23 protein-coding genes are annotated in these 22,576 nt (G+C 39.8%); 6 read left to right on the top strand and 17 right to left on the bottom strand.

All coding sequences use genetic code 11. The annotated features are described in order from the left end of the window. Window positions 1-16 precede the first annotated feature (16 nt). Genes CH362_RS12675 through CH362_RS12665 form a run of 3 tightly spaced genes read right to left on the bottom strand, consistent with a single transcriptional unit; the run spans window position 17 to window position 2,588 of the window. On the bottom strand, window positions 17-1,303 hold the full coding sequence (locus tag CH362_RS12675) for an NAD(P)/FAD-dependent oxidoreductase (RefSeq protein ID WP_100710712.1): 1,287 nt from the start codon (window positions 1,301-1,303) through the stop codon (window positions 17-19). Next, complete coding sequence (locus CH362_RS12670; RefSeq protein ID WP_100710711.1) at window positions 1,296-1,811, bottom strand: low molecular weight protein-tyrosine-phosphatase; 516 nt, start codon at window positions 1,809-1,811, stop codon at window positions 1,296-1,298. The genes CH362_RS12675 and CH362_RS12670 overlap by 8 nt, the downstream gene beginning before the upstream one ends. A 12-nt stretch (window positions 1,812-1,823) precedes the next feature. Then, window positions 1,824-2,588 carry an SDR family NAD(P)-dependent oxidoreductase gene (locus CH362_RS12665; protein ID WP_165780269.1) on the bottom strand — a complete coding sequence of 255 codons (765 nt, stop codon included), beginning with the start codon at window positions 2,586-2,588 and terminating at the stop codon, window positions 1,824-1,826. Between the two features lie 134 nt (window positions 2,589-2,722). On the opposite strand from CH362_RS12665, the gene CH362_RS12660 reads away from it, so the two are divergent. Next, window positions 2,723-3,745: a GGDEF domain-containing protein gene (locus CH362_RS12660; RefSeq protein ID WP_100710709.1), complete on the top strand. Its 1,023-nt coding sequence runs from the start codon at window positions 2,723-2,725 to the stop codon at window positions 3,743-3,745. On the opposite strand, the gene CH362_RS12655 is transcribed toward CH362_RS12660, so the two are convergent. The 4 genes from CH362_RS12655 to CH362_RS12640 all read right to left on the bottom strand — a co-directional run bounded on the left by CH362_RS12655 (window position 3,746) and on the right by CH362_RS12640 (window position 6,701). Next, entirely contained in the window at window positions 3,746-4,144 is a 399-nt protein-coding gene (locus tag CH362_RS12655; RefSeq protein WP_100710708.1) for a cyclic nucleotide-binding domain-containing protein, read from the bottom strand. Window positions 4,145-4,375: 231 nt separating this feature from the next. After that, complete coding sequence (locus CH362_RS12650; RefSeq protein WP_100710707.1) at window positions 4,376-4,981, bottom strand: NADPH-dependent FMN reductase; 606 nt, start codon at window positions 4,979-4,981, stop codon at window positions 4,376-4,378. A gap of 108 nt (window positions 4,982-5,089) precedes the next feature. Beyond that, window positions 5,090-5,791 carry a ParB/RepB/Spo0J family partition protein gene (locus CH362_RS12645; RefSeq protein ID WP_100710706.1) on the bottom strand — a complete coding sequence of 234 codons (702 nt, stop codon included), beginning with the start codon at window positions 5,789-5,791 and terminating at the stop codon, window positions 5,090-5,092. Then, on the bottom strand, window positions 5,775-6,701 hold the full coding sequence (locus tag CH362_RS12640; protein WP_100710705.1) for a ParA family protein: 927 nt from the start codon (window positions 6,699-6,701) through the stop codon (window positions 5,775-5,777). The genes CH362_RS12645 and CH362_RS12640 overlap by 17 nt, the downstream gene beginning before the upstream one ends. A gap of 188 nt (window positions 6,702-6,889) precedes the next feature. On the opposite strand from CH362_RS12640, the gene CH362_RS12635 reads away from it, so the two are divergent. From CH362_RS12635 to CH362_RS12615, 5 genes are all read left to right on the top strand, one after another. Next, entirely contained in the window at window positions 6,890-7,984 is a 1,095-nt protein-coding gene (locus CH362_RS12635) for a putative porin (RefSeq protein WP_100710704.1), read from the top strand. Beyond that, a complete protein-coding gene (gene hemH, locus CH362_RS12630) occupies window positions 7,981-9,087 on the top strand; it encodes a ferrochelatase (protein WP_100710703.1) in 1,107 nt (368 codons plus the stop codon). Before CH362_RS12635 ends, hemH begins: the two co-directional genes overlap by 4 nt. An 87-nt stretch (window positions 9,088-9,174) precedes the next feature. After that, window positions 9,175-9,531, top strand: a complete 357-nt coding sequence (locus CH362_RS12625; RefSeq protein ID WP_100710702.1) for a YciI family protein — start codon at window positions 9,175-9,177, stop codon at window positions 9,529-9,531. A 27-nt stretch (window positions 9,532-9,558) separates the two neighbouring features. Beyond that, window positions 9,559-10,791, top strand: coding sequence for an RNA polymerase sigma factor (locus CH362_RS12620; RefSeq protein ID WP_100710701.1), 1,233 nt, complete (start codon window positions 9,559-9,561; stop codon window positions 10,789-10,791). A 4-nt stretch (window positions 10,792-10,795) separates the two neighbouring features. Then, window positions 10,796-11,212 carry an SRPBCC family protein gene (locus CH362_RS12615; protein ID WP_100710700.1) on the top strand — a complete coding sequence of 139 codons (417 nt, stop codon included), beginning with the start codon at window positions 10,796-10,798 and terminating at the stop codon, window positions 11,210-11,212. On the opposite strand, the gene hemG is transcribed toward CH362_RS12615, so the two are convergent. The 10 genes from hemG to CH362_RS12565 all read right to left on the bottom strand — a co-directional run bounded on the left by hemG (window position 11,213) and on the right by CH362_RS12565 (window position 22,357). After that, complete coding sequence (gene hemG, locus CH362_RS12610) at window positions 11,213-12,517, bottom strand: protoporphyrinogen oxidase (RefSeq protein WP_100710699.1); 1,305 nt, start codon at window positions 12,515-12,517, stop codon at window positions 11,213-11,215. A gap of 81 nt (window positions 12,518-12,598) precedes the next feature. Further along, window positions 12,599-13,564 carry an LA_0442/LA_0875 N-terminal domain-containing protein gene (locus tag CH362_RS12605; protein WP_100710698.1) on the bottom strand — a complete coding sequence of 322 codons (966 nt, stop codon included), beginning with the start codon at window positions 13,562-13,564 and terminating at the stop codon, window positions 12,599-12,601. A gap of 125 nt (window positions 13,565-13,689) precedes the next feature. After that, complete coding sequence (gene hemN, locus CH362_RS12600) at window positions 13,690-15,039, bottom strand: oxygen-independent coproporphyrinogen III oxidase (RefSeq protein WP_100710697.1); 1,350 nt, start codon at window positions 15,037-15,039, stop codon at window positions 13,690-13,692. After that, on the bottom strand, window positions 15,036-16,058 hold the full coding sequence (locus CH362_RS12595) for a uroporphyrinogen decarboxylase family protein (protein WP_100710696.1): 1,023 nt from the start codon (window positions 16,056-16,058) through the stop codon (window positions 15,036-15,038). The genes hemN and CH362_RS12595 overlap by 4 nt, the downstream gene beginning before the upstream one ends. Continuing rightward, on the bottom strand, window positions 16,051-16,743 hold the full coding sequence (locus tag CH362_RS12590) for a response regulator transcription factor (RefSeq protein WP_100710695.1): 693 nt from the start codon (window positions 16,741-16,743) through the stop codon (window positions 16,051-16,053). The genes CH362_RS12595 and CH362_RS12590 overlap by 8 nt, the downstream gene beginning before the upstream one ends. Further along, entirely contained in the window at window positions 16,740-17,669 is a 930-nt protein-coding gene (locus tag CH362_RS12585; RefSeq protein ID WP_100710694.1) for a sensor histidine kinase, read from the bottom strand. The genes CH362_RS12590 and CH362_RS12585 overlap by 4 nt, the downstream gene beginning before the upstream one ends. Further along, window positions 17,666-18,961, bottom strand: coding sequence for a glutamate-1-semialdehyde 2,1-aminomutase (gene hemL / locus CH362_RS12580; protein ID WP_100710693.1), 1,296 nt, complete (start codon window positions 18,959-18,961; stop codon window positions 17,666-17,668). Before hemL ends, CH362_RS12585 begins: the two co-directional genes overlap by 4 nt. Then, window positions 18,961-19,926, bottom strand: a complete 966-nt coding sequence (hemB, locus tag CH362_RS12575) for a porphobilinogen synthase (RefSeq protein WP_100710692.1) — start codon at window positions 19,924-19,926, stop codon at window positions 18,961-18,963. Before hemB ends, hemL begins: the two co-directional genes overlap by 1 nt. Beyond that, window positions 19,923-21,485 carry a hydroxymethylbilane synthase gene (locus CH362_RS12570; RefSeq protein WP_100710691.1) on the bottom strand — a complete coding sequence of 521 codons (1,563 nt, stop codon included), beginning with the start codon at window positions 21,483-21,485 and terminating at the stop codon, window positions 19,923-19,925. The genes hemB and CH362_RS12570 overlap by 4 nt, the downstream gene beginning before the upstream one ends. Beyond that, window positions 21,470-22,357 carry a glutamyl-tRNA reductase gene (locus tag CH362_RS12565; RefSeq protein WP_100710690.1) on the bottom strand — a complete coding sequence of 296 codons (888 nt, stop codon included), beginning with the start codon at window positions 22,355-22,357 and terminating at the stop codon, window positions 21,470-21,472. The genes CH362_RS12570 and CH362_RS12565 overlap by 16 nt, the downstream gene beginning before the upstream one ends. Window positions 22,358-22,576: the final 219 nt, after the last annotated feature.

Here is a 22,576-nt window from a genome sequence, read left to right as displayed (position 1 = left end):
AGGATTATTTTCGGCTTTAATTTTGCGTAGTGGACCCGACTGAGCTGGCTTCAACCTCGTCTTGGATCAATCTTGCTTCTGCACGAAATGTAATATAAGACCAAACCCAAGTGATGAAGATGGAGATCTTATTTTTAAATCCTACTTGATAGAAGATATGGATGAACAACCAAACAAACCACCCGAAAAATCCTCTTAGTCTGAAATTCCCAACTTGAGCAACTGCATCTTGTCTTCCGATAGTCGCCATACTTCCCTTGTCCAGATAATGGAAAGGTTTTCTTTTTTTAGATCTCAGATCTCCTCGGATAAGAGAAGCAACATATCTTCCTTGCTGCATTGCAACCGGAGAAACACCAGGCAAAGGTTTTTCTAAACCTTTGGAATAATTTGCGATATCACCTATTACAAAAACTTCTGGATGACCTTCCACATTGCAGAACTCATCTACCATCACTCTTCCCATTCTATCTGTAGGAGCTCCTAAAGATGCTCCGATAGAATTTGCTTGAACTCCCGCAGCCCAGATCACTGTAGAAGAAGCAATTGTTCTGCCTTCTATCTTGACCCCATTCTGGTCTATTTCGAGAACTTTGGTTCCAGTTAGAACTTCCACTCCCCTCTTCTCTAAACGGATCTTTGCAAATTCACTTAGTTTAGGAGCAAAAGCTGCAAGAAGTCTAGGAGAAGCTTCGATCAAGGTGATCTTTGCTAAACCAGGATCGATTGTGTGGAATTCGTTCCTAACGATCTCATGAGAAAGTTCTGCAATGGAACCTGCAAGCTCCACACCTGTAGGACCTCCACCGATGATAACATAATTTAGATGTTTTTTAGCAATTTCAGGATCGCCTGCAAGTTCCGCCTGCTCAAAAGAAGTTAAAATTTTTGTTCTGATAGAAAGTGCATCCTTTAAAGATTTTAAACCAATAGAATATTTTTTCCAATGGTCATTCCCAAAATAGCCAGATTTAGCACCCGCAGCCAATATTAGATAATCATAATCCTCGGAATGGCCTTGGAAATATACTTTTTTGGCCTGGATGTCTACCTTCTCCACTTCTCCCAAATAAACTGTCACATTCTTTTTATCACCAATGAGAGATCTGGTAGGGATCGCAATGTCAGCAGGACTTAATACTGCAGTGGCTACTTGGTATAATAAAGGTTGGAACAAATGATGATTTTTTTTATCAATAGCGATGATCTCCAAATCTTCTTCTTTGGATAATTTTTTAATCGCCTGCAATCCCCCGAAACCTACTCCGATTACTACTACTTTCTTTTTTTCACCCTTAGGCATTATTTACTCCATTTTTACTCAAGACATATTCCAGAAATCCTTCCGAGGCTTCGGAAACAATCTGGTGGACTTCTTCAAAGTCTTTTAAAGTTCCATAATATGGATCAGGAACCTCGGATTCTTTTCCTTGGCCCTTCTGAAACTTTCTGAACAAATGAATTTTTTTTCTTTCTTCTTCATTCGAAGCGAGTATTCCCAGATCTTTATTATTCGATCTGTCCATCGCTAGAATAAAATCGTAATATTCAAAATCGGATCTTTTAAATTGTCTCGCCTTATGAGTGAGCTCTATTCCCTTTTTACGAGCAGTTTGTCTGGTTCGGGGATCCGCCAATTCTCCAATATGATAGCGAGAAGTTCCGCAAGAATCCACTTCGAAGAGAGAAGAAAGCCCTCTCTTCTCCAATAAATCCACAAATGCACCCTCTGCCGCAGGAGATCTGCAGATATTTCCCAAACATACAAAGAGAACCTTGCAGATATTCGAAGAGTCTGGAGTTCCTACCATATGCAAAAACCTTTATTTAGGCCCGATCTTCTCCCATAAAAACTCAGGAAGCGATCTCATCAGGACTCCGATCATTGCCCAAGGAAACCAAGGCACAGTAGCGGAGCGAACTCCTGATTCTATCCTATTGTAAATTTTTTGAGCACCTTTTTCTGAGGAAACAAGAAAAGGACGGGATTTCAACTTTTGATTGATTGGAGTATCTATAAAACCCGGATGAATGACAGTGACCTTTACACCGAACTGTCGAACCTCTCCTCTTAGTGCTTCTAAATAAGTAGAAACCGCAGCCTTGGAAGTAGAATAACTTGCTGAACCAGGAAGACCCCTGAAAGAAGCTACTGAAGAAATCCCTACGATCTGTCCACTTTTCTGATCTCTAAAGATCGGCTGCAAAGCGGAGATGCCAGCCATAAGCCCGATCAAATTTGTATCGATCACCTTCTTATCAGCTTCAAAACTTTTTTGGCCAAAAGAAGAGTTAGTAGAAATTCCAGCATTCGCAATAAATAGATCTACTCCACCAAGATCCTTAGCAAGTTTAGGAAGGACTTTAAAATTGTCCGCCGATTCTGAGACATCCAAGGAAGCCAAGATAACCTTGCCGCCTTTATTAAATGACCGGATCTCTTTTGCGATATCTTCTAAAACTTTTTTCCTTCTAGAAGTGATCGCCAGATCATGGCCCGCCTTTCCGTATAAAAGAGCAAGCTCTCTGCCGATACCTGAGCTCGCTCCTGTAATAATAACTTTTTTCTTATGAGGACCTTTGAACATAAATGAAACCGCCAAGTAATTCATTAAATTGGTTTACCCCTAGGGTGGAAAAGAATTATTTTACCAGTATTCCATAACAAACCGGAAAGTTAGGAGTTCCTACCAGAAGGACTCCAACATATCCTCGAACCAAAATGCGAAATCTACAAGAAGTGCTAAAAGAAAAAGAAGAGGAAATCCAAAAACTCAAGGAACTATTGGAGCTCTACGAAAGAGTTTCTAAGCTGGGAGAAGTAGAATTACTCACAGCGGAACAAACCCTCAATGCCCACGAAACCACAGCAAATTTAGCCAGAAACGAACTCATAGAAATGAGGGACAGGTTTAAAGGCCTGGGGCAGATCAACTCAGAAAGAAAAACCGCAATTTTAGAGATCGTAAACGATAAAGAAGCACCACTTCCCAGCCTCGCAACTAAATTCGAAGAGATGGGAAAGAAGGACGATTATTTCTACTCAGACTTTTTCAGGATCATCGCGAACTTAGACTTACCCGAATCCGAAGCCAGATCTCTTTGGAAAGAGATCTACTCCCATGCGGAAGGACTAAGTAAACAATTGGGCAGAAGTATGAACTTCGTCGTAGCCCTCCTAGATTATATATATCTAAAAAATCGACTTATAGAAAACCCTAAGATCGTGGATATCTACTCTTTCGAAGAGATCATCCTAAATGCAGTCATAGACGAAGGAACAGGGATCTATAATAGAAGATATTTCAACCTGGTCCTAAACAAAGAAATCACCAGAAGTAAAAGGTATAAAAGAAGTTTCTGCCTATTCTTATTCGACCTGGACAATTTTAAGAAGATCAATGATACCAAAGGGCATTCTTTCGGGGATGATATCTTAAAACTGGTAGCAGGAACCTTGATGTATGCATTCAGAACAGAAGACATCAGTTGTAGGGTCGGAGGCGAAGAATTCGCGGTCATTCTTCCCGAAACCAGCAAAGAAAACGCGAGAGTAGCGATTGAAAGATTCAGGACTTATTTAAGAAATTCTTCCAAAAATGATTTCGGGATAGAAGTCACAGTATCTGGCGGAGTTGCAGAATATCCTACAGATGCAGACGAAAGTAATAGGCTCTATTCTTTGACTGATGCAAAACTATACGAAGCAAAAGCAGCGGGCAAAGACCGCATTACGTATACCTGATCAGGTATCCTCTATCTGATATTCGATTTCTTTCGTAGTAATTTCGTTCAATTTAGAGATCAAAAGTTCGTTCGTATTCGCCAAACGATCGGCTAAAATCCTCACCATCTTAGCAGCAAACTCAGGATTCGCGAGTAAGTATCTTTCCAATTGCTGTTTGGATTCTACTGCGACCATTTCGGTGTCCATCACTGCTCTCGCAGTAGCGGTTCTAGGCTTTGCCCTAAATAAAGCCATTTCACCGAAAAAATCTCCCTTCTTCATCAAAGCCAAACGAGTGGCCGAGTTTTTATGAGTAAAAAATATTTCAACTGTTCCAGAGGTGATGATGTACATCGAGTTATTCAACTCGCCTTCTCTGAAAATAATTTGTCCGGCCTGGATATTAATTTTATTCATGAATTCCTAACTTTCGATTTCGACCGAGATATCTAAAAACCCGGTCCGTCTTATCTGACTTGGAAACTTTCCGTTTCCTAACTGTCGGATCCGAATCCAACAGCTCTCAGAATATATCATCGGGTCAGAAAAGACAATCTTTGAGCCAATTCTACAGTGAAGGAACTCCCCCTCCCCTACGCAGTTTTGTAACCAAAACCTATACGTAAGCCGGTCGCTGATTATGTCACATCAGGACATTCCGTTTTTAAACCTAGGATCCTGGACCACGCCAGACTCACGGATCTCGGAAAGAGCATCCGCATAAGCAACCAGGATCTTAAGCGCGAATCCACTTCTCTCTCTGATAAAACTATCTTCCGGAGAGACAGGTTCCCCTCCATTGATCAAATGTTCCACGTCCCTAAAGATCAATTGTTCAGGGATATAACAGATCTTAGTATTTTTATAACTGCTTGCTCTCATCTCATTGATCGGGAAAGCTCCGCCTCTACCAGAAGAAACAGAAACAAGAAGTCCAGGCTTATGGCCTAATTGAACAAGACCCGCATGAAGGAAGAAATTTTTAATAGCAGGACTCGCCATCCCACCATACTCAGGAGTGATAATAACAAAACCTTCAGAACTTTTTAAATTTTCATCAATAGGTTTCCAAAGACCTGTCCAGACCTTATCGTCGCTTGTCTGAGTAGAATCATAAAGAGGAAGAGGATTTTTTCCCAGGTCCAATGTCCAAGTTTCTACGGACATTTCTTTTAATTTAGAATTTAAAAATTCGCCTACTTTAGAGGATTGAGATTGTTTTTGTTGGGAGCCAACTATGATTCCTATTTTCATTCTGTTCCTTTAATAAAGATCCGAACGATGATAAAATAATCCGCTCGAACTATCGTATGAGAACAGATTCGAGAGCCTCTACTTTTCTCCAACGAGAAAAATATTGTCTTAGCTCAATCCGTACTTTTTCTTTAGGTTAGAAAGTTCTTTTAGGAAAGATTCTCTATTTTTGATAGTCAGGAGTTTAAGATCCAGCGTGACCCTTTCACCAGGTCTGCGGGGTGAAATCGTTTCACCCCCCCGTCCTTCTTTCTTTTTTAGAAGGGTTTCCAGGTTTTTGACGGAAAGGTCACTTCCACTTTTGAGTAATTCTGAAACAGATTTTTGGTCCAGTCTTGCTATCGAGCTCAACTGTTTTACATATCTTTCTGTATAACCCAAAATTTTACCGACTTCTTCTGCGGTTTTTTTTCTTTCTTTTCGGAGGAATTGGATCGCCCTTCCTACTTCCCAGGGATTTAAACTTTTACGTTTTTCGTTCTCAGCCAGGGCAATCTCATAACATCTATCTTCGGGAGCTTCGGTTTCTACTACAGGAATAGATTTCCAACCTATTAGTTTCGCAGCTTGAAATCTTCTCTCTCCAGCTACGATCTGGAACTTCTTACCTAATCTACGAACAACAATCGGTTCTATCAAACCAAGACGTTTCATAGATTCGACAAGATCGCTCACATCTTCTTTTCCAAAAACTCTAGGTTGTTCCGGATTCGTTATAATATCAGAAAGAAGAATCTCTTTTTTTAGGGATTCGTCCCCACCGAAAGCTGTTAATAGATCCAGCCCTGCAAAATCAGATCTTTTTGCCATTTGCTCTCCTCATCACTTCTTCCGCCAAGGTAGAAAACATTTGCATTGCTTTAGGATCATATTCGGATAAAAGTTTACGTTTTGCTTGAGACTGAGGGATCGCCTCTCTTCTGTACACTACAGAATCAAACACTGGGAAATATTTCCGGACAGTTTCGGCAAGCCCAGAAAGCGCCCTCGAATCCTCATACTGATTTAAGACTGCTCCCAAAAGCCCAAGACCTGGATTTGCTTTTTTACGGATCTTCTCTATTGTACCATGAAGGTCTTTCAAACCCTGCACACTAAAAGCGCGAGTCTGGATCGGAACTAAAACAAGATCAGCCGCGATCAAAGCATTTTCCAAAATCAAACCCAAAGAAGGAGGACAATCTATAATAATATATTCATAAGAAGAACGGACAGGCAGAAGTGCTTCTTTCAAAAGATCAAAATCGTCTCTCTCATAAGGAGTCGTAAAATTAGCCAAGTGAATTGAAGAAGGAACCAGGTCCAAACCAGGAGCAAGAGTTACAATAATTTCAGAAATATCTACTTTAGATTCTTCTTTATAACCTAAACTATGAAAGACCGATTTATCCGCCTGGCCAACATATAACTGAGTAATATTTGCCTGAGCATCCCAATCCAAAAGTAGGACTTTTTTGCCTGCCTTTGCCAATGCTTCCGCGAGACAGATGGAAACTGTGGTTTTACCTTCTCCACCTTTTTGGTTAGAAACCGCGATGATCACAGATTCATAAGAATGTTTTGTTTTTTTGGAAAAGTACTTATCCAAAACATCCGTCTTGTACTTGCCCTTATTGTCTTTGGGCAAGGACCATTTTTCCGCCTTCTCCAGAAACTCATCTTCCGAACTTAAAACGTATTCGGAGAGGACTTCTTCTACACTTAAAACTCTGGCTTTCACTTTAGATCTCGACCCTGATAATAGATCCACTTGAAGACCGGATTTGTCAAGAAAACCTATGTCTCATATTGATTTAAGAGCGAAAAAACCGAATTGAAACGATAGGGGAGGGGAGAATGCTAAGGTCTCTTCTCGGAAAAGGAATTCCACTGGGGATGAAATCATTTCACCCCTAATTCTAGGATGAAATGAAAATTCAGATTCGAATTATAACCACACTATTCTGCCTATTTGCCACAGGTCCATTGCTTGCACAAGAGCCTGAATCTCCCAAAGAGATAAGATCCGAAACAAAACTTCCAGGAACCGCGGCGCCCCAAACCAAAATTCAGGCCCTTCTATCCGAGCTAATGACCAGAAGTTCCATCACAGGACTTGTGGGGGAAAATGGAGGCCAACATATTTTTGAATCGGGCACAAAGTTCCCTAATCTATCCGGGCTAAAAGCGGGATCAAGGATCACTTACAACAGAGAGTTCGAATATGGTGGGATCGGTTTCAAACATTGGTGGGAAACTTGGGAGATCAACCTGGAATACAGGACAACTTTTAAGAACCAAAGAACCGGAGAGGGGAGGGACGAGGACTTTCTTCTTGGTAGCGTAAGCAGAGAAAAGGGGACAAAGATCGATTTCGCAAACGCAAGTTTTTACGATACTCCTTATACATTTACAGGGACTCAAAACTTTGCGGATGGAAGAGGAAAACTGAAAATGAAAGACGATCGGATAGGATTTCTTGCCAGAAAATATTTTGGCGGAGCAAATCCAGATCCAAGAAAACCAGGATCTGGTCTTTATCTTACCGGCGGAGCTTATTATACTTATTATAAATATTATCTATACGATGTGATGCAATGGATCGCGACCTCACCAGTGACTTATGGTCCGATCGGAATTGGACTTAGTTATTCAATCTCCACTTGGGAGGTTCCATTCGGATTCGGCTATAGATATTCCAATGGAACTTGGATGTACGAAGCAAGTCTTTCCGGAAATATTTGGTATTCACATTTCAGGGATTATCATTACCAAAGAAATTTGAATTTTATCGGAGATTCTTCCGGGTTCGGAATAGAGACAAATTTAGGAGCAGGTTATATACTACCCTCTTGGTTATTTTTCGTAAAATTAACTGAGCATAGATTATACGGAGAAGGAAGTTTCCAAACCCAAGGTGGTCTGAGTAGAGAGGACATTATTTCAAATTATTCAGGAAGATACAGAAATTATCTGAGTACAAAACAATATTCCATCGAATTTCAAGTGAGCCATTTTTTATGAAAAATAAACTTTTACTAATCAACTTGGGCGGACCTAGAAACGCCGAAGAAATTCCAAAATTTCTAAAAGATCTATTCGAAGATCCTTTGGTATTCGATCTCCCTCTTCCTGAATTTCTAAGGATCAGACTCGCTAGAAAAATCGCAGAGACCAGAGCGAAAAAAGTAGAAGAGACTTATGCTTCCATGGGATTCGGAGGAGGCTCCCCCTTAGTCTCCGAAACTGAAAAACAAGCAGAAGGTTTGAAAAAACTTTTAGAAGAGTCCGGAGAGAAATGGGAAGTCAAGGCCACAATGTGCTGCGGATATCCGGACATAAGAGAACTCCCTACGGAATGGACAGATCCAAATGAGGGAGTTGTAATTCTTCCCCTATTCCCTCATTTTTCCAGATCAACAGTTTTATCCACAGCAATGCTCATGGAAAAAAAATTGGGATACTGCCCTGCTTCCAGTCCTCTTTGGGTAAGACCTTTCTCCGATAGAAAAGAATATTTAGAGTCTATTAGAGATTTGATCCTGGATTTTTTCCAAGGTAAACTTTCCGAAAAAGATTTTTTACATATAAAGCAAGAGCCGATCTCAGACTGGCAAAACCTTGATATAGTATTCAGCGCACACGGGATACCTCTTCGCCTAATTAAAAAAGGCGACGTGTATACGAAAGACATCGAAGAGAATGTAAAAGCCCTTACTATTCTTTTGAGAGAAAAAGGTTATAAAGGACAAATTCATTTATCCTACCAGAGTAGGGTGGGGCCAAGCAAATGGACCACTCCTAATACTCTATATAAGATCCAAGAGTTGGGACAAAATGGAACCAAAAGGATCGCAGTTTATCCGATCAGTTTTATCAGCGATCATTTAGAAACATTAGAAGAGATTGGAGTGCAAATAAGAGATCATGCCCTCCAAAATGGGATCTCGGAATATCATAGAATTCCCGCACCAGGAACATACCCTGCTTTCTTAGAAGCATTGGCAAAATTTGTATTCGAAGCTAAGCATTCTGCGCAGAAAGGTGGGCTTTCACATTGTATATGTAAAGTTTCAGGCGGATGGGATCCGAAGAAGGAAAAGGTTGCCTGCAATTGTAATTTATAATGCGTCCAAATTTTATCAAAGTCCCTGTCCAATTTCTAAAAACTCAATTGATCTAGAGATAAAATCATCTTCTATAAGGAACAAAATATGGACGAATATTTAATCTTAATGCGACTGGATCTGATCACAAAGGATGCACAACCTTCTCCTGAACAAATGCAAGTGTACATGAAAATGTATCAGGACTGGGTAGGAGGGATTGCCGCTCAAAATAAATTCGTAGGTGGAACAGGACTATCTACTGAAGGTAAAGTTATAAAATCCGGACAGATCATTACTGACGGTCCTTTTGCAGAAACAAAAGAATCTATAGCTGGTTTTATTACGATCAAGGCCGAAAATTTTGAAGAAGCTACCAATATCGCAAAAGAATGTCCCATCCTAAATGGACCAGGAAACAGTGTAGAAGTGAGAAAAGTTGTAGGCGTAGATAAAACACGTTAACCGACACACATATCTCGCGTAAGTTTTATGCAAAGCTCGGAAATATTACCCCATTTATTCAGGAATGAATACACTAAAATTGTTTCCGTTCTTTCCAAACATATAGGTTTCGAAAGGCTGGAAATTGCAGAAGAAATCGCAAGTGAGACATTCTTAACTGCAACTGAAGCCTGGGGAATCAAGGGAAATCCCGAAAATCCCACTGCCTGGCTTTATGCCGTAGCAAAGAATAAGGCCAAAAATTATCTTCAAAGAAACTCAGTTTTTAAGAACAAAATCCTTCCTGAGCTCACAAAATCTCAATCAGAGTCTTTAGAATCTGAAATAGATCTTTCCCCTGAAAATATATACGATAGCCAACTCAGAATGATGTTCGTAGTATGCCACCCTTCTATTTCTTCAGAAGCACAAGTTGGACTTTCTCTCAGGATTTTATGTGGATTCGGAATAGAAGAGATAGCCGATGCCTTCTTAACCAATAAAGAAACGATAAATAAAAGATTGTTTAGAGCTAAAGAAAAATTAAGAGAAGAAAAGATCACAATCCAACTTCCAGCACCGGAAGAGATAGAAGATCGATTGGATTCTGTACTTTCTACAATATATCTATTGTTTAACGAAGGATATCATTCCATCAGCCAAAACAAAACTTTACGTAAAGATCTTTGTTTAGAAGCAATCCGTCTCTGTAGCATGCTTGTAGAAAATCAGATCACTGATAAACCTAAAGTATATGCACTTCTATCATTAATGTGTTTTCATACTTCCAGATTCGAAGCAAGGCAGGATCAAAATGGAGAACAGATCTTATACCAAGACCAGGACACGGCTCTTTGGAATTATGATCTGATCAAAAAGGGAGAAATTTTTCTAACCAAAGCAACCGGCGGAACAAAACTCACAAAATATCATTTGGAAGCAGGAATTGCATACTGGCATACCCAAAAGGAAGATACGAAAGAAAAATGGGAAAATATTTTGCAGTTATACAATCGTCTACTTCAATTACAATATTCTCCTATTGCTGCTTTGAATAGAACATATGCACTTTCTAAAGCAAATGAAAAAGAAGAAGCAATCATAGAAGCGGAAAAACTAAACCTAAAAGAAAATCATTTTTACTTTGCTCTTTTGGGAGAATTGTATTTAGATATAGATAATTCAAAGTCAGAAGAAAATTTTCGCAAAGCATATTCACTTGCAAAAACTTCTCATGATAAGATCAGTATCCAGAAAAAAATAGACCAATTCCCAAAGTAAAGAAATGCTTAAGACAAAAAATACAAAACATATTAGCGTTACAATTCCCGTTTCTCAAAATACAGCTTACGAATATCTTTCAGAGCCTAAAAATTTTCCAGAATGGGCTTCCGGTTTGTGTAAATCAATTTCTCCCTTAGAAAACGGAGAATGGTCCATTGACTCTCCTATGGGCAAACTTACCGCAAAATTCACTGATAAAAACCCATATGGGATCTTGGATCATTATGTGATCTTCAGTCCTGAAAATATTTCTTATAATCCACTCAGGATCATTCAGAACGGGGAGGGGAGTGAACTAATTTTTACATTATTCCAAACGGAAGGAATGACTCCCGAAAAATTCGAAGAGGATTCCAACTGGATCAAAAAAGATCTGGAAGAACTTAAAGGAATTTTAATAAATAAATTTGTCCGCTGATCAGACGGAAAGATCCGGGTTATAAAGCGAGAAGGCCCGTTCTAAAATGGATTTTAAACCGATCCCGCTTCTAAAATTACCTTCTACCTTGACTTCCGGAGGCAGAATTCTATCCAAATCACGATTGAATGCGTGAAGTTGCGGCCCGTATACAGGGAGTGCATCTTTCCAAACAGTCACATAGTGATTTAAAGGAATTCCACTTTCGGAGAATAATTTTTTACGATCTTCTTCCACTACTGAGATGATCTCTTCTTCCGTTTTGGAGGAAATTTCCCTGTCTCCTGCACCACCCATAATAAATGTTTCTGAATGGATTCCGTCGGAGGTCCTACCGGAAAATATAAAATCGTTAAATAAAATCCCTCTGGATCTAATTCCTAATTCGGAAGAAAAACTTTTATGATCTTTCGGGAATAATACTCCGAATCCTTTTTTGCCATTCAAGATGGAATCTTTTCCGAAACGAGTCACACTTACGATGGGCAAAGTGTCCAACATACCTTGGTAGGACTTGAATTCCTTAAATTCCGATTTCAGAAGTTTTAATGCAGTTCCAAGACTAGTCGCAATAGTGATCTTGGATTTTGGATAACTCGCTCTCAGTTCTTTTAAACTGGTAATATCTTGATTATACTTGATCTTTCCCTGAGAAGACACTCTTGCCTCAAGGGCACCAAGTAAAGTTCCTAGGCCGCCTCTAAAACTTACGGTTCCTCTTCTTCCTGGAAGAAGTTTCGGTTTATCTTTTCTGGAATTTCGAAGATGAAGAATGTTTTTCCAAAGAGGCGCTTGCTCCGGCAAAAATTTTCCGAGGACAAGCTCAGCGGACATTGCGTCCAAATCGCCCGCATAGATCCCGCCTAATGCAGGTTCCAATACTTTGCTCATGGTTTTTTCGCCCAATACCCTTTTACCCCATTGATAAATGGATTCACCTGGGAGAGGTTGCGCGGGCACAGTCAATGCGGAGAAAGCGAGAGAAATTATTTCGAAAACGGAAAGAGGCATTCTTTTCATCTTTCCATCAGAAAATATATAACGTTTTTTAGATGAAGGATTTGAGAATAGGATATCCAATCCTAAACGTGAAGAGAGACTTTCCAACTCCCAACAATTTATAATTCCGTTAGCCGCGGTCTCTACAATACCGTATTCCGTTCGCACAGATCGGATCAATCCCCCAGTACTTTCTTTTTTTTCCAGTACTAATACGGACTCACCCTTCTCTAAAGAAAGGAATGCATGCAGAAGGCCAGTAAAACCTGCGCCGATTACTATATGATCCGGAACCCATTTCGCCACGGATACAAAGTAATGGGATGGAAACTATTGGCAATAAAATCCTAGATTTTCTTTCAAAAGGGAGAAAAGTTTTTATCAAGATCAGAAATCGAATCTGTAACCCATTGTATATTTGGTTTCCATTCCAGAGAAGTTTCCGCTACTGGAAAATCCACTTCCCGCTCCAACACTAGAAGGCATAGCTGAGATTACCATCCCCTTGCTTTGACCATCTGAAAACTGGACTACCGATTTGACAGAATTTGCAAAAATATAAGAATCGATCAGGTTCAGAATATAAATCCCGCCTAACACATATAAGGCGCCTTGGTATTCTCTGAAATTTTTATCTGCTTCTTCTCTTTTTAGCTGAACCTGGCTAGATTGGTTCGCTAAATAAGCATCAATTGGAGATAAAGACGGCGTAGCCGCAGCTTGGGCTTGGCCTAACGCTGCAAGTGTCAAACTTTCTCTTGTATAGGGATTTCCCAAGTCTCCGTATTCTTTTACGGAAGTTCTGTACACTCTGAATTTATCATAAGCAACAAATGCGGCCGCAGCAAATAGGGTAGGGTAGAGAAGTGATTGAAACTTTCTATCAGTATAATATTGTCCCCAGCCAGGTACAGCTGCTGATCTCCAGAGCGCATTTAAAGGACGTTTAGCTTCTTGTTTACGAAGTTCTTCTAAGCGGCGCGCTTCTTCTTCGGCTGCTGCTTGTTTTTTCAGATCTTCTTCTTTTTGTTTATCTTCTTCCAGTTTTCTCTGGGCAGCTTCTTTATCTTCTTGTTCTTTTTTGTCAGAAGCGAGCTTATCCTCTTCTTCCTTGCGGATCTTTTCCTCTTCGTCGTCATTTATATCTTGGAAAAGTATCTTAAGGATCAGGTCTTTATCTACTTTACGTTTTCCTGATTCAGTTTGAAGAAGAACAGAATGTTGATTTTGAGTAATGATATCTCCTTTTACCTTTCCGCCTTCTCTCAACAGAAGGGTAACAGGGAAAATTCCCACAGGAGCAAAAACGATCAATAGGATCGAAATAATTTTTTTTAAATGCAAAGATAACATTTCAAACTGAAAAAGTGTTACGCCACTAAAGTCCCCAAAGTATTGGACGAAAAGAAATTAATTTCCAAATGAGTCCTTTCTAAAGGAAGAAACAGCTATTGGACCCGAATATTTCAGAAAGAGAGTCAAATAGACTGAGAAAACACCTTGGTTTCAGGACTTTTTCTTCTCAAACGCATGTCCAAACCCGTACATGCATTCCTTAAGAAAGGTTTTCCCTGGTCTGTTAAAACAAGGGTTTTTCCTTTCCATTCTATTAAATTATCGTCTTCCATGCTGGCCAAATAGAGGCGAACCTCTTCAAAAATCGGATCCGGAACTTCTACTTTTCCCAAAGTAGAAAGTTTTAGAATGAGTTCTCTTTGGACCAAATCTTCAGAATTTAATTTATGTCCCCTGAGTATTGCCTGCCCATTTTCCGAAATTTTTCTTTGGTATTTTTTCAGAATCTTTTCGTTCTGATAAAAACAATCCCAACTATCCGAAATTGCAGACACACCTAAACCTAAAAGTAGGTCAGTGGACTTGGTAGTATAACCCATAAAATTTCGGTGAAGATTTCCGTTTTGATAAGCGGCATATAAGGAATCAGACTCTAAAGCAAAATGGTCCATTCCAATTTCTTTATATCCTGCGCTTAAGAAAAGTTCCCTTCCAATCTCATAGAGTTCTCTTTTCTCTTCTCCTTTAGGAAGATCATCTTCAGTAAATAATCTCTGCGCAGCCTTAATCCAAGGCACATGAGCATAACTATAGAATGCGATACGATCCGGCCTAAGCTCCAAAGTTTTCCGAATTGTTTCTTTCATACTTTCTTTGGTTTGTCTAGGAAGTCCATAGATCAGATCAAAATTTACAGAATGATATCCCAATTTGCGAGATCCGTGAGTGATTGCTGCGGTCAAATCATAAGGTTGAATACGATTCACCAATCTTTGCACTTCTGGATCGAAGTCTTGGACTCCTAGACTAATCCTTGTAAATCCATATTTTGCTAAAACTTCTAGTTGAGAAAGCCTAGTTCTTCTTGGATCTACTTCTAAAGAAAATTCAGGAGAATCAGATACATTCCAAGAATCTAAAATTGGTTTTAATAAACTTTCCAAATTAGATTCCGAAAGATAAGTAGGGGATCCACCACCCAAATGTAATTCTCTTAGCTCACGTTTAGTAAGCTCCGGAAGTTCTTCTTGGTATTTTCTGAATTCTTGCAGAACTGTTTCTACGTAAGGATCTTCTACAGAATGGTTTTTAGTGATAGAAGTATTACATCCACAGAAAGAACAAAGAGTCTCACAAAATGGAATATGAAGGTATAATGCTACAGAAGAATCGTCAGGGACCAACCTTCTGCGAAGCGCATCTATCCACTCTTCTCGAGTAGGATTGTCTTCCCAATAAGGCACAGTAGGATAACTAGTATATCTAGGCGCCGGAACATCATATTTTCGAATTAGATCGGATCTGGAACTCATACGAATGCCTCACGTATAGTACTTACGAAAGTTCTAATATTCGCTTCAGGGGTTTTTGGCAGAACTCCATGCCCCAAGCCACAAACCCATCCTGCTCTTTTTTCTGGGGCCAGATCTAAAAACGGTCTGATCCAACGATTTAAATATTTCTTAAATTCTCCGGGCTCCATGAACAATAACGCCTGATCAAAATTTCCCTGAACAAAATGGGAGCCATTCCCTAAAAAGCCAACTATGTCTGTTCTATGATCCATCCCGAATCCAATCAGACCAGAAATTTCCCTAAGAGATTGCAAGGAACCTGGGGCAAGATTTTTAGCATAATAACCAATTTTGCCAGGAAATGCTTCTACCAAAACTTTGATGGTAGGTAAGATCGCTTCTTGGAAGAATACAGGAGAAGCATCTCCAGCTGCGGTATCAAAGATCATTACAATCTCCGCACCACCTTCCAATTGTAAGCGTATATTTTCTTTCAATAATGCCAGGATTTTCTCGTAAAAACCTTCTCGCAACTCTGCAGAAACTTTAGGAAGTATTAAATTTCCATCATGTTTTCCTTGGGTAGCATAACAAAATAGGGTCCAAGGTCCTCCCACAAATCCGATCAAGGATTTATCTTTAGAGATTCTTTTTCTCGTGCGGATGACTGCGTCCTTTTGAAATCCCATAAATTCCACAGCTTGCTCCAAAGGATAAAACTTATTCAGATCTTCTAATACAGAAAGATGCCAACCTAGTTTTGGACCTTCATCTCCGAAACGTAAACCCATTCCGAATGCTTCTAAAGGAAAAAGAATATCAGAAAATAAAATTGCAGTATCAAAATCAAAGTCATCTACAGGACCAAAAGCTACTTCAGCAGCAAGTTCGGGAACCTTACATAATTCTTCGAAAGAATGTTTTTTTCTTAAATTTTGGTAATGCCAATGATAACGGCCCGCCTGGCGCATCATCCAGATAGGAGGAGTAGCCTGAGGTTCTAATTTAAGTGCGGCTTGGAATCTAGTATTAGACATTTTTTAAGTCTCCGATCCATTGGTAGCCGACTCCTCTTACAGAACGGATCGCATCTTCACCTCTATCTCCGAAGGCTTGGCGTAATCTAACAATGGAATTATCTATAGTTCTATTTGTAGGGAATTTTTCCTCTCCCCAAAGGCGATCTAGGATCTCATCTCGACTAACTGTTCTTCCTCTTTCTTCTACCAAAAAGTTTAAGAGAGCGCAGTCTCTTTTGGAAAGATGGATTTCTTCTTTGGATGGTGTAAGAATACAATATCCGTAAAAATCCAGAAGGTAACCTTCGTAAGAATATTTAGCCTGTTTTATGGAATGTTTATGAGATTCTAATACGTGTTTTACCCTAATCAGCAATTCCTTTAAGTGAAATGGCTTGGGTATAAATTCTTCTGCGCCTAGTTCGAATCCTCTCAAACGTTCTGGCGCTCCGGAATGTGCAGTTAAAAATAAAAATGGAGGGCAGTCTTTTCTGGATTTTAATTCTTCGGCAAGTTCAAATCCATCTCCATCTGGCAAACGAACATCTAAAAGTATAAGATCAGGTTTGGACTCTGCGGCTAAAACTTTTGCGGACTGAGCAGAAACGGTCCAAACCATTTCATATCCTTCTTTTTCCAAACGTTCTTTTAAAGTTTCACCTAAAGAGCGGTCATCTTCTACTAATAATAATTTCGCTTTCATATGCCGTTTCTCCTTTGAGAAGAATAAGAGGGGAGAACAAGCTCTGCCAAAAATCCTCCTGACTCGGAATTTCGAACGGAGAAGTTTCCATCCATTCTTTTAGCCAACTTTTCAGCGATATACAATCCAACTCCAGTGCCACTGGTGCTTGTATGCCTTAAGAATAATCTTCCTAATAATTTAAAATCGCCTGAAAAACCTTTTCCGTTGTCTTCGAATCTGAATTTGATCTTATCTCCGGAAACAGATTCTGAAAGAATTTTTACCTTTGTGGCTCCTCCATGCTGCACAGAATTTTCCAAAAGATTTCTGAAAATGCTTTCGAGCGCTCTTCTATCTGCTAACACTTTGGTTTCTTTCCATTCTGTTTGGATGTCTAACTCGGACCATTCTTCTCTTAGACTTTCTCCCCAGTGTCGGAGGTCCAACTCTTCTAAATATAATCCTTCTGATCTCATGAGACTTGCCAGGTATAATGCCTTGTTCATCTGAGATTCTATTCTATCTGAGTCTTTTAATAATCTATGAAGAAGTCTGTTTTTGCCTGCATCTACACCTTCTTCCAACAAACTTTCTGCCTGTAGCCTAAGACTTGCCAAAGGTGTTTTCATTTCGTGAGTCACAGTGGAGAAAAAATCGTGAATGAGTTTGTTTCTTTTTTCTTCTCTAAAGGTAAGCCAAATTAAGGTCGCCCCGCCACTCACCAGCAAGAACAGGAAGAAGGTTCCTTCCATCTTGATCATGGAACTTTGTCTTTCCAATTTTTCTAAAAAATCGATATCAATCTGAGATCCGAGGCGAGAAGCAAGTTCAGTCGCCATTCTATTCTGTCTTAATCCCAAAAAAAGCCACCAAACACCGAGTGAGACCGTGGTCACAACCCAGATTACCGGTAAAACTATCTTTTTAGAATCGAAGACCTTCATACTTTCAATTTTTTTAATGCGGAATCCGCTTTTTCCAATGTTTCAGAAAGTATTTTATCAGAATGAGCATAACTTAAAAAGCCAACTTCATAACCGGAAGGAGCTAAATAAATTCCTTCTGCCAGAAGTGCGTGGAAAACTTTTGCAAACCCTTCTTTATGACCTGCCGGTATCTTATCCACAGTGCGAATAGGAGTAGGGGACTTTTTATGGAACCAAAACAAAGAAGAATGTACACTGGAATCCCAATCTCCCTCTGGATCTCTTTCCCTTAAAATGGAACCCATTCCGGAAATAAAAGACTTGGTACGATTTTCTAAAACATTCCACACATTCTCTTCTTCACATTTTTTTAATGTAGCAAGGCCGGCTCTCATCCCAAAAGGACTAGCGCTTAATGTTCCTGCTTGGTACACAGGTCCTTGAGGAGCGACAAGATCCAATAGTTCAGCTTTTCCTGCATAAGCTCCGACAGGAAATCCTCCACCAATGATCTTCCCGTAGGTCACAAGATCAGGCGAAATTCCTAATTCTCCGCTCATTCCTGTTAATCCGACCCTAAAACCACTGATCACCTCATCGAAAAGCACAAGGCTTCCGTGCTTTCTGGCAATCTCAACGATCTTAGATAAAAATTCTTTTCTCTGTATTAATAAACCGTAATTTGCCGGCAGAGGTTCTATCACTAATGCTGCGATATTTTTGCCTTCTTTAGCAAAAAGTTCCTCTACTGCTTTTTCATCGTCCAGAGGAAGAACCAAAGTGTTTCTGATCAATTCCGAACCAATACCAGCACTATCAGAAGAAGATTCTCCAGCAAGTCCGGAACCTGCTTTTACAAGCAACGCATCCAAATGACCGTGATAACATCCGTCAAATTTTAGTATTTTATCCCTACCTGTTGCAGCACGAGCCACACGTAACGCGCTCATCACAGCCTCAGTTCCGCTATTCACGAATCTGATTTTTTCTACCCAAGGGATTTTTGACACAATCCATTCTGCAAGTTCTAAAGAATAAGGCTCAGTTGCTCCGAAACTCCAAGCAAGTTCTGCGGTTTCGTTTACGATCTTTTGGATATCTTCGTCTCTATGACCTAAGATCAAAGGACCAAAGCTCAAACAATAATCTATATATTCCTTTCCGGAAACGTCCGTAAGTTTTGCACCTTTTCCAGACTGGAAGAATATAGGATCTCCTCCAACGGAACGAAAGGATCTAACGGGAGAATGTACTCCACCCGGTGCTACTTTTTTTGCTCTTTCAAAAAGTTCCTTAGAACTTGGAAACATCAGCCTAAAATCTCCTTTCCTCTTCTCGCTGCGTAGGTAATCAGATAAGATGCACCAGCTCTCGAGAACACTTGCCATGTTTCTTTCAGAGCATCTTCAAATTTACAAAATCCGTTTTCTGCAAGCATCGCAATAGATGCATATTCTCCGCTCACTTGGTAAGCGCCAACAGGCAATCCTGTTTGTTCTTTAATAGGCAAGATAAGATCAATAGAAGTTATTCCTGGTTTGACCATCAGAAGATCCGCACCTTCTTCCGTATCTCTAATAGAAGAAAGAATAGAATCTTCTCTATTCCTAACGTCGATTTGATAAGAAGAACGATCTCCATGACCTGGAGCAGATTCAGCTGCTTCTCTGAATGGACCATAAAAATGGCTTTTGAATTTTGTAGAATAACTCATGATCGGAACATGCTGAAAACCATTGGAGTCCAGGATATTTCTGTGACTTCTAATTCTGCCATCCATCATATCAGAAGGAGAGATACCGTCCGCACCTGACTCAGCATAACAAAGTGCTAACTCAGAAAGCCTTTTGACAGAACTACTATTATCTATCCTGCCTTTTGGATCCAAAAGTCCACAATGACCATGAGTGGTTAAAGAACAAAGACAAGTATCCACCCAGAGAAACGCGTCAGGGAATTTAGATTTAATATTACCAATTACATTTTTATAAAATGATTTCGGAATAGAATCATCCGACTTTTTCTCCGGAACTAAAAACAGTAGAAAATGCTCCACACCATTCTTAAGGTCCGATTCTACTTGAGACAGAATGGAGTCTTGGCTATCACGGAACACTCCAGGCAAAGAAGACATTTTTTCTGGAGATTTTAAACTTTCAGTTACGAATAAAGGCTGAACCAGTTTTTTAGGATTCAAACTCTCAGAAGAGACCAAATTTCTGAGCGGGGCATTGAGGCGATTTCTTCTCAGGCCCAACAAACTCTCGGAACTCATACAGCACCTCTTTTTGTAAGAAAATCCGGGGCTTCACCTTTACAGGCTCTTTCCCAAGATTCAAAGTTCGGAAATGCAAAAATTTTCGCATTCGAACCTAATATTTTTCTAATATATTTATACGTGGCCCCGGTTCCGCAAGAATGAATGCGAGATCCTATTTCCGGATTTTTTCTATAAGCTCTATCAAATTGAGAAGCACTCATCCAGAAAAAGTGGGAATATTCCGAAAGATCAGGTTGTTCTGAATCAAAATCGACTTTGTAAGTTACAAACCTTCGCCAGACACCTTCTATGATATCACTTTCTTCATGAGTGAGTTTGATGAAATCAGGATTGGATTCGTAAAAACTAACAATTTCCTTTGCATCTTCTTCGCCCAAACCATCCGTGGAACCATTCACCCAAACATCTCTGGATGCTAATTTTTCCCAGGTTTTTGCGCCTGCTACGATATAGATCGTATCAGGTCCTGGCAATTCCCATTCCTTAGGCAAAGAATCTGCACGAGAAACAAACCAAAATTTTTCCTTCGGAACAGAAGCTTGCACAGAAGATCGTTTCATTCTAAAACCCTGTCTTGGTTTTGGAAATACAAGATCCAAAGAAGAAGGGATCGGCAATTCTTCTCCATTCCAACGATCAAAAGCATCTAACTCAGAACCTGAATCAGTTTTGCCTCGAACGAATAAAAAATCTGCCGGGCCTCCTAAGATCACAGAAACTCCGATCTTTTGGTGGCAACCTCCGCCGAAATAAGAGAGAATTTTTCTCTCTTCCAAAACAGCTGCTTCTTCTTTTTGATTCGAAAGTGGAAGTAAAAGTTTCTTAGTCTTTTCGTCACCTTTTCGAATTTCTGCAGCGAGCGCGCCTTGTGCAGGGGCATTCGGATTTTTTGATAAAGGCAGAACCATAAACAGTTCATTTGAGATCGCAGATCTAATTTCTTTCCTAACTTCAGAATACTCTTCGTTAGAAGAAAAAGAAAAGTTTTCCGCAAGAAGCCGATCTATCGCGGCTTTTGCCACTACAATCCCCGAAACTTCTGGATCAGATTTCCATTTACGAAGTCTAGTTTGTACATTCCCTCTTACAGGATGAAAACTGATCGGCAAATTTTGAAGACGAGAGGGGAGTGCGCTCGGGAGAAATGCAGAAAGATTATATTCTCTTCTTGGGCTAGAAGAATGGATCTTAATTTCTTTAGGAGGATTTTCGTAAGAAGATTTTTTAAAAAGTAAAACATCTCTTTGGTCTGCACGAGGAAGCACCATTATAATCTCTGTGCCCTCATGACCTTCTAAATCCAAATCCTTAAAGGAGTGAACGACTACATCCACATTTCCTTGGACAAGTTCTTTGGTAAGGTCTTGGGTAAATACACCCCTAGTCCCCATTTTCCAAAGTGGAGTAGTTAGATCTTGGTCACCACTTGCTTCCTTGAAAAAAAGTTGGAGCTCCAACTCAGGATACAATTTGTGCAATTGATCTTGTACGAGGCAGGTCTGTAATTTTGCGAGGGAACTTTTTCGGGAACCGATTCTTAAAACGTCGGACAAGGTAGGTCATCCCAACCGAATACAAATTGATGAGCTTCCAGTTCTCTTTCTTCTAAAAGCTCGTCTAAAACGGATTTTAATTCTTCCTTTACTTTTCTAGTTCTTTCTTCTGTTTCTTTCAAGGAAGAAAGCATTTCTGCAAAGGAAATATATACGATATCTGAGGGCCAAGATTCCTCTAAAGGTTCTTCTCTAAAATCTAGGACCAGATTGCCTGGAACCAATTTATCCATCCAAGCAGAGCAGTCCATTGGTGCTGCGATCACCCATGCTTCTCCATTCGGAGACCAATCTTCCATCAGGTAAGAAGTAGAACCGGAAACAGAAGATAAAAATTCCAAACGATTTGAATTACGTCCTACAATCTTGGTAGTTCTATTAGAATGAGAAAGCCAAGGTAAGATTTTTTCAGCAAGCTGACCGGTCCCAAAAAGTACAATTTCCTTAGGAGGATTTAAAGCTTCGGACAAATATTTATCCGCCAAACCACCGTAAGATTGTTCTCCTAAATTTTGCAAATACCCAGAACGAAGAGTTCTACAATCTTCAATCAGATTGTCTCTGAGTTTTGCCAGATAATCTCCGAAAGCAAGATCAGGAACTTCTTGGAATCTTTGTCTGAACTGAGAGAGAACTTCTGTCTCTCCAAATAATTTAGATCTTAAACCGGAGATAATTTCGAGAAGAAGTCGATATGCTTCGTAACCAGTTTTACTTTCCCAATGAGCAGGAAGATTTTCCGGATGAGGATGGATCCTGGAATCTGAAACAAGAACAGTGCGCATACAAGTCTTCCAAGAAAACGCGTCGGGAAGAGAGAGCAAATCCCTGTCGGAAGATTCAGAGTGAAAAACTTGTAATGTGGACCACATCTATCTTCGATCATACCTGATTCAGGGCCTTATTTGTCAAAATACTGTCAGAGAGATCCGAAAAATATTCCTCTTGCATGTGTTGAGAACGAATTTCAAAATGACCTTATGGTTTGGGACATAGGCTTCCAAGATAAAATTGTATATCTAGTTGTTGGCTCTGCAGCGGTTTATTTGAGCTTTCCGCTTGCTTCTTCCATTAAAGGTTTATTTAGCAAA

The sequence above is a fragment of the Leptospira saintgironsiae genome (genome assembly GCF_002811765.1).
Classification (GTDB): domain Bacteria; phylum Spirochaetota; class Leptospiria; order Leptospirales; family Leptospiraceae; genus Leptospira_B; species Leptospira_B saintgironsiae.
The sequence above is the reverse complement of the archived record's forward strand: the minus strand, read 5'-3'. Positions and strand labels throughout refer to the sequence as shown.

Coding starts and splice junctions, on each gene's coding strand:
- hemN (WP_100710697.1), bottom strand. CDS start 15,039: ATGAGTTCCAGATCCGATCTAATTCGAAAATATGATGTTCCGGCGCCT.
- CH362_RS12595 (WP_100710696.1), bottom strand. CDS start 16,058: ATGTCTAATACTAGATTCCAAGCCGCACTTAAATTAGAACCTCAGGCT.
- CH362_RS12585 (WP_100710694.1), bottom strand. CDS start 17,669: ATGAAGGTCTTCGATTCTAAAAAGATAGTTTTACCGGTAATCTGGGTT.
- CH362_RS12625 (WP_100710702.1), top strand. CDS start 9,175: ATGGACGAATATTTAATCTTAATGCGACTGGATCTGATCACAAAGGAT.
- CH362_RS12650 (WP_100710707.1), bottom strand. CDS start 4,981: ATGAAAATAGGAATCATAGTTGGCTCCCAACAAAAACAATCTCAATCC.
- CH362_RS12635 (WP_100710704.1), top strand. CDS start 6,890: ATGAAAATTCAGATTCGAATTATAACCACACTATTCTGCCTATTTGCC.
- CH362_RS12670 (WP_100710711.1), bottom strand. CDS start 1,811: ATGGTAGGAACTCCAGACTCTTCGAATATCTGCAAGGTTCTCTTTGTA.
- CH362_RS12645 (WP_100710706.1), bottom strand. CDS start 5,791: ATGGCAAAAAGATCTGATTTTGCAGGGCTGGATCTATTAACAGCTTTC.
- CH362_RS12565 (WP_100710690.1), bottom strand. CDS start 22,357: ATGTGGTCCACATTACAAGTTTTTCACTCTGAATCTTCCGACAGGGAT.
- CH362_RS12655 (WP_100710708.1), bottom strand. CDS start 4,144: ATGAATAAAATTAATATCCAGGCCGGACAAATTATTTTCAGAGAAGGC.
- CH362_RS12620 (WP_100710701.1), top strand. CDS start 9,559: ATGCAAAGCTCGGAAATATTACCCCATTTATTCAGGAATGAATACACT.
- CH362_RS12605 (WP_100710698.1), bottom strand. CDS start 13,564: ATGTTATCTTTGCATTTAAAAAAAATTATTTCGATCCTATTGATCGTT.
- CH362_RS12615 (WP_100710700.1), top strand. CDS start 10,796: ATGCTTAAGACAAAAAATACAAAACATATTAGCGTTACAATTCCCGTT.
- CH362_RS12660 (WP_100710709.1), top strand. CDS start 2,723: ATGCGAAATCTACAAGAAGTGCTAAAAGAAAAAGAAGAGGAAATCCAA.
- hemB (WP_100710692.1), bottom strand. CDS start 19,926: ATGAGTTCCGAGAGTTTGTTGGGCCTGAGAAGAAATCGCCTCAATGCC.
- CH362_RS12675 (WP_100710712.1), bottom strand. CDS start 1,303: ATGCCTAAGGGTGAAAAAAAGAAAGTAGTAGTAATCGGAGTAGGTTTC.
- hemL (WP_100710693.1), bottom strand. CDS start 18,961: ATGTTTCCAAGTTCTAAGGAACTTTTTGAAAGAGCAAAAAAAGTAGCA.
- hemH (WP_100710703.1), top strand. CDS start 7,981: ATGAAAAATAAACTTTTACTAATCAACTTGGGCGGACCTAGAAACGCC.
- CH362_RS12590 (WP_100710695.1), bottom strand. CDS start 16,743: ATGAAAGCGAAATTATTATTAGTAGAAGATGACCGCTCTTTAGGTGAA.
- CH362_RS12665 (WP_165780269.1), bottom strand. CDS start 2,588: ATGTTCAAAGGTCCTCATAAGAAAAAAGTTATTATTACAGGAGCGAGC.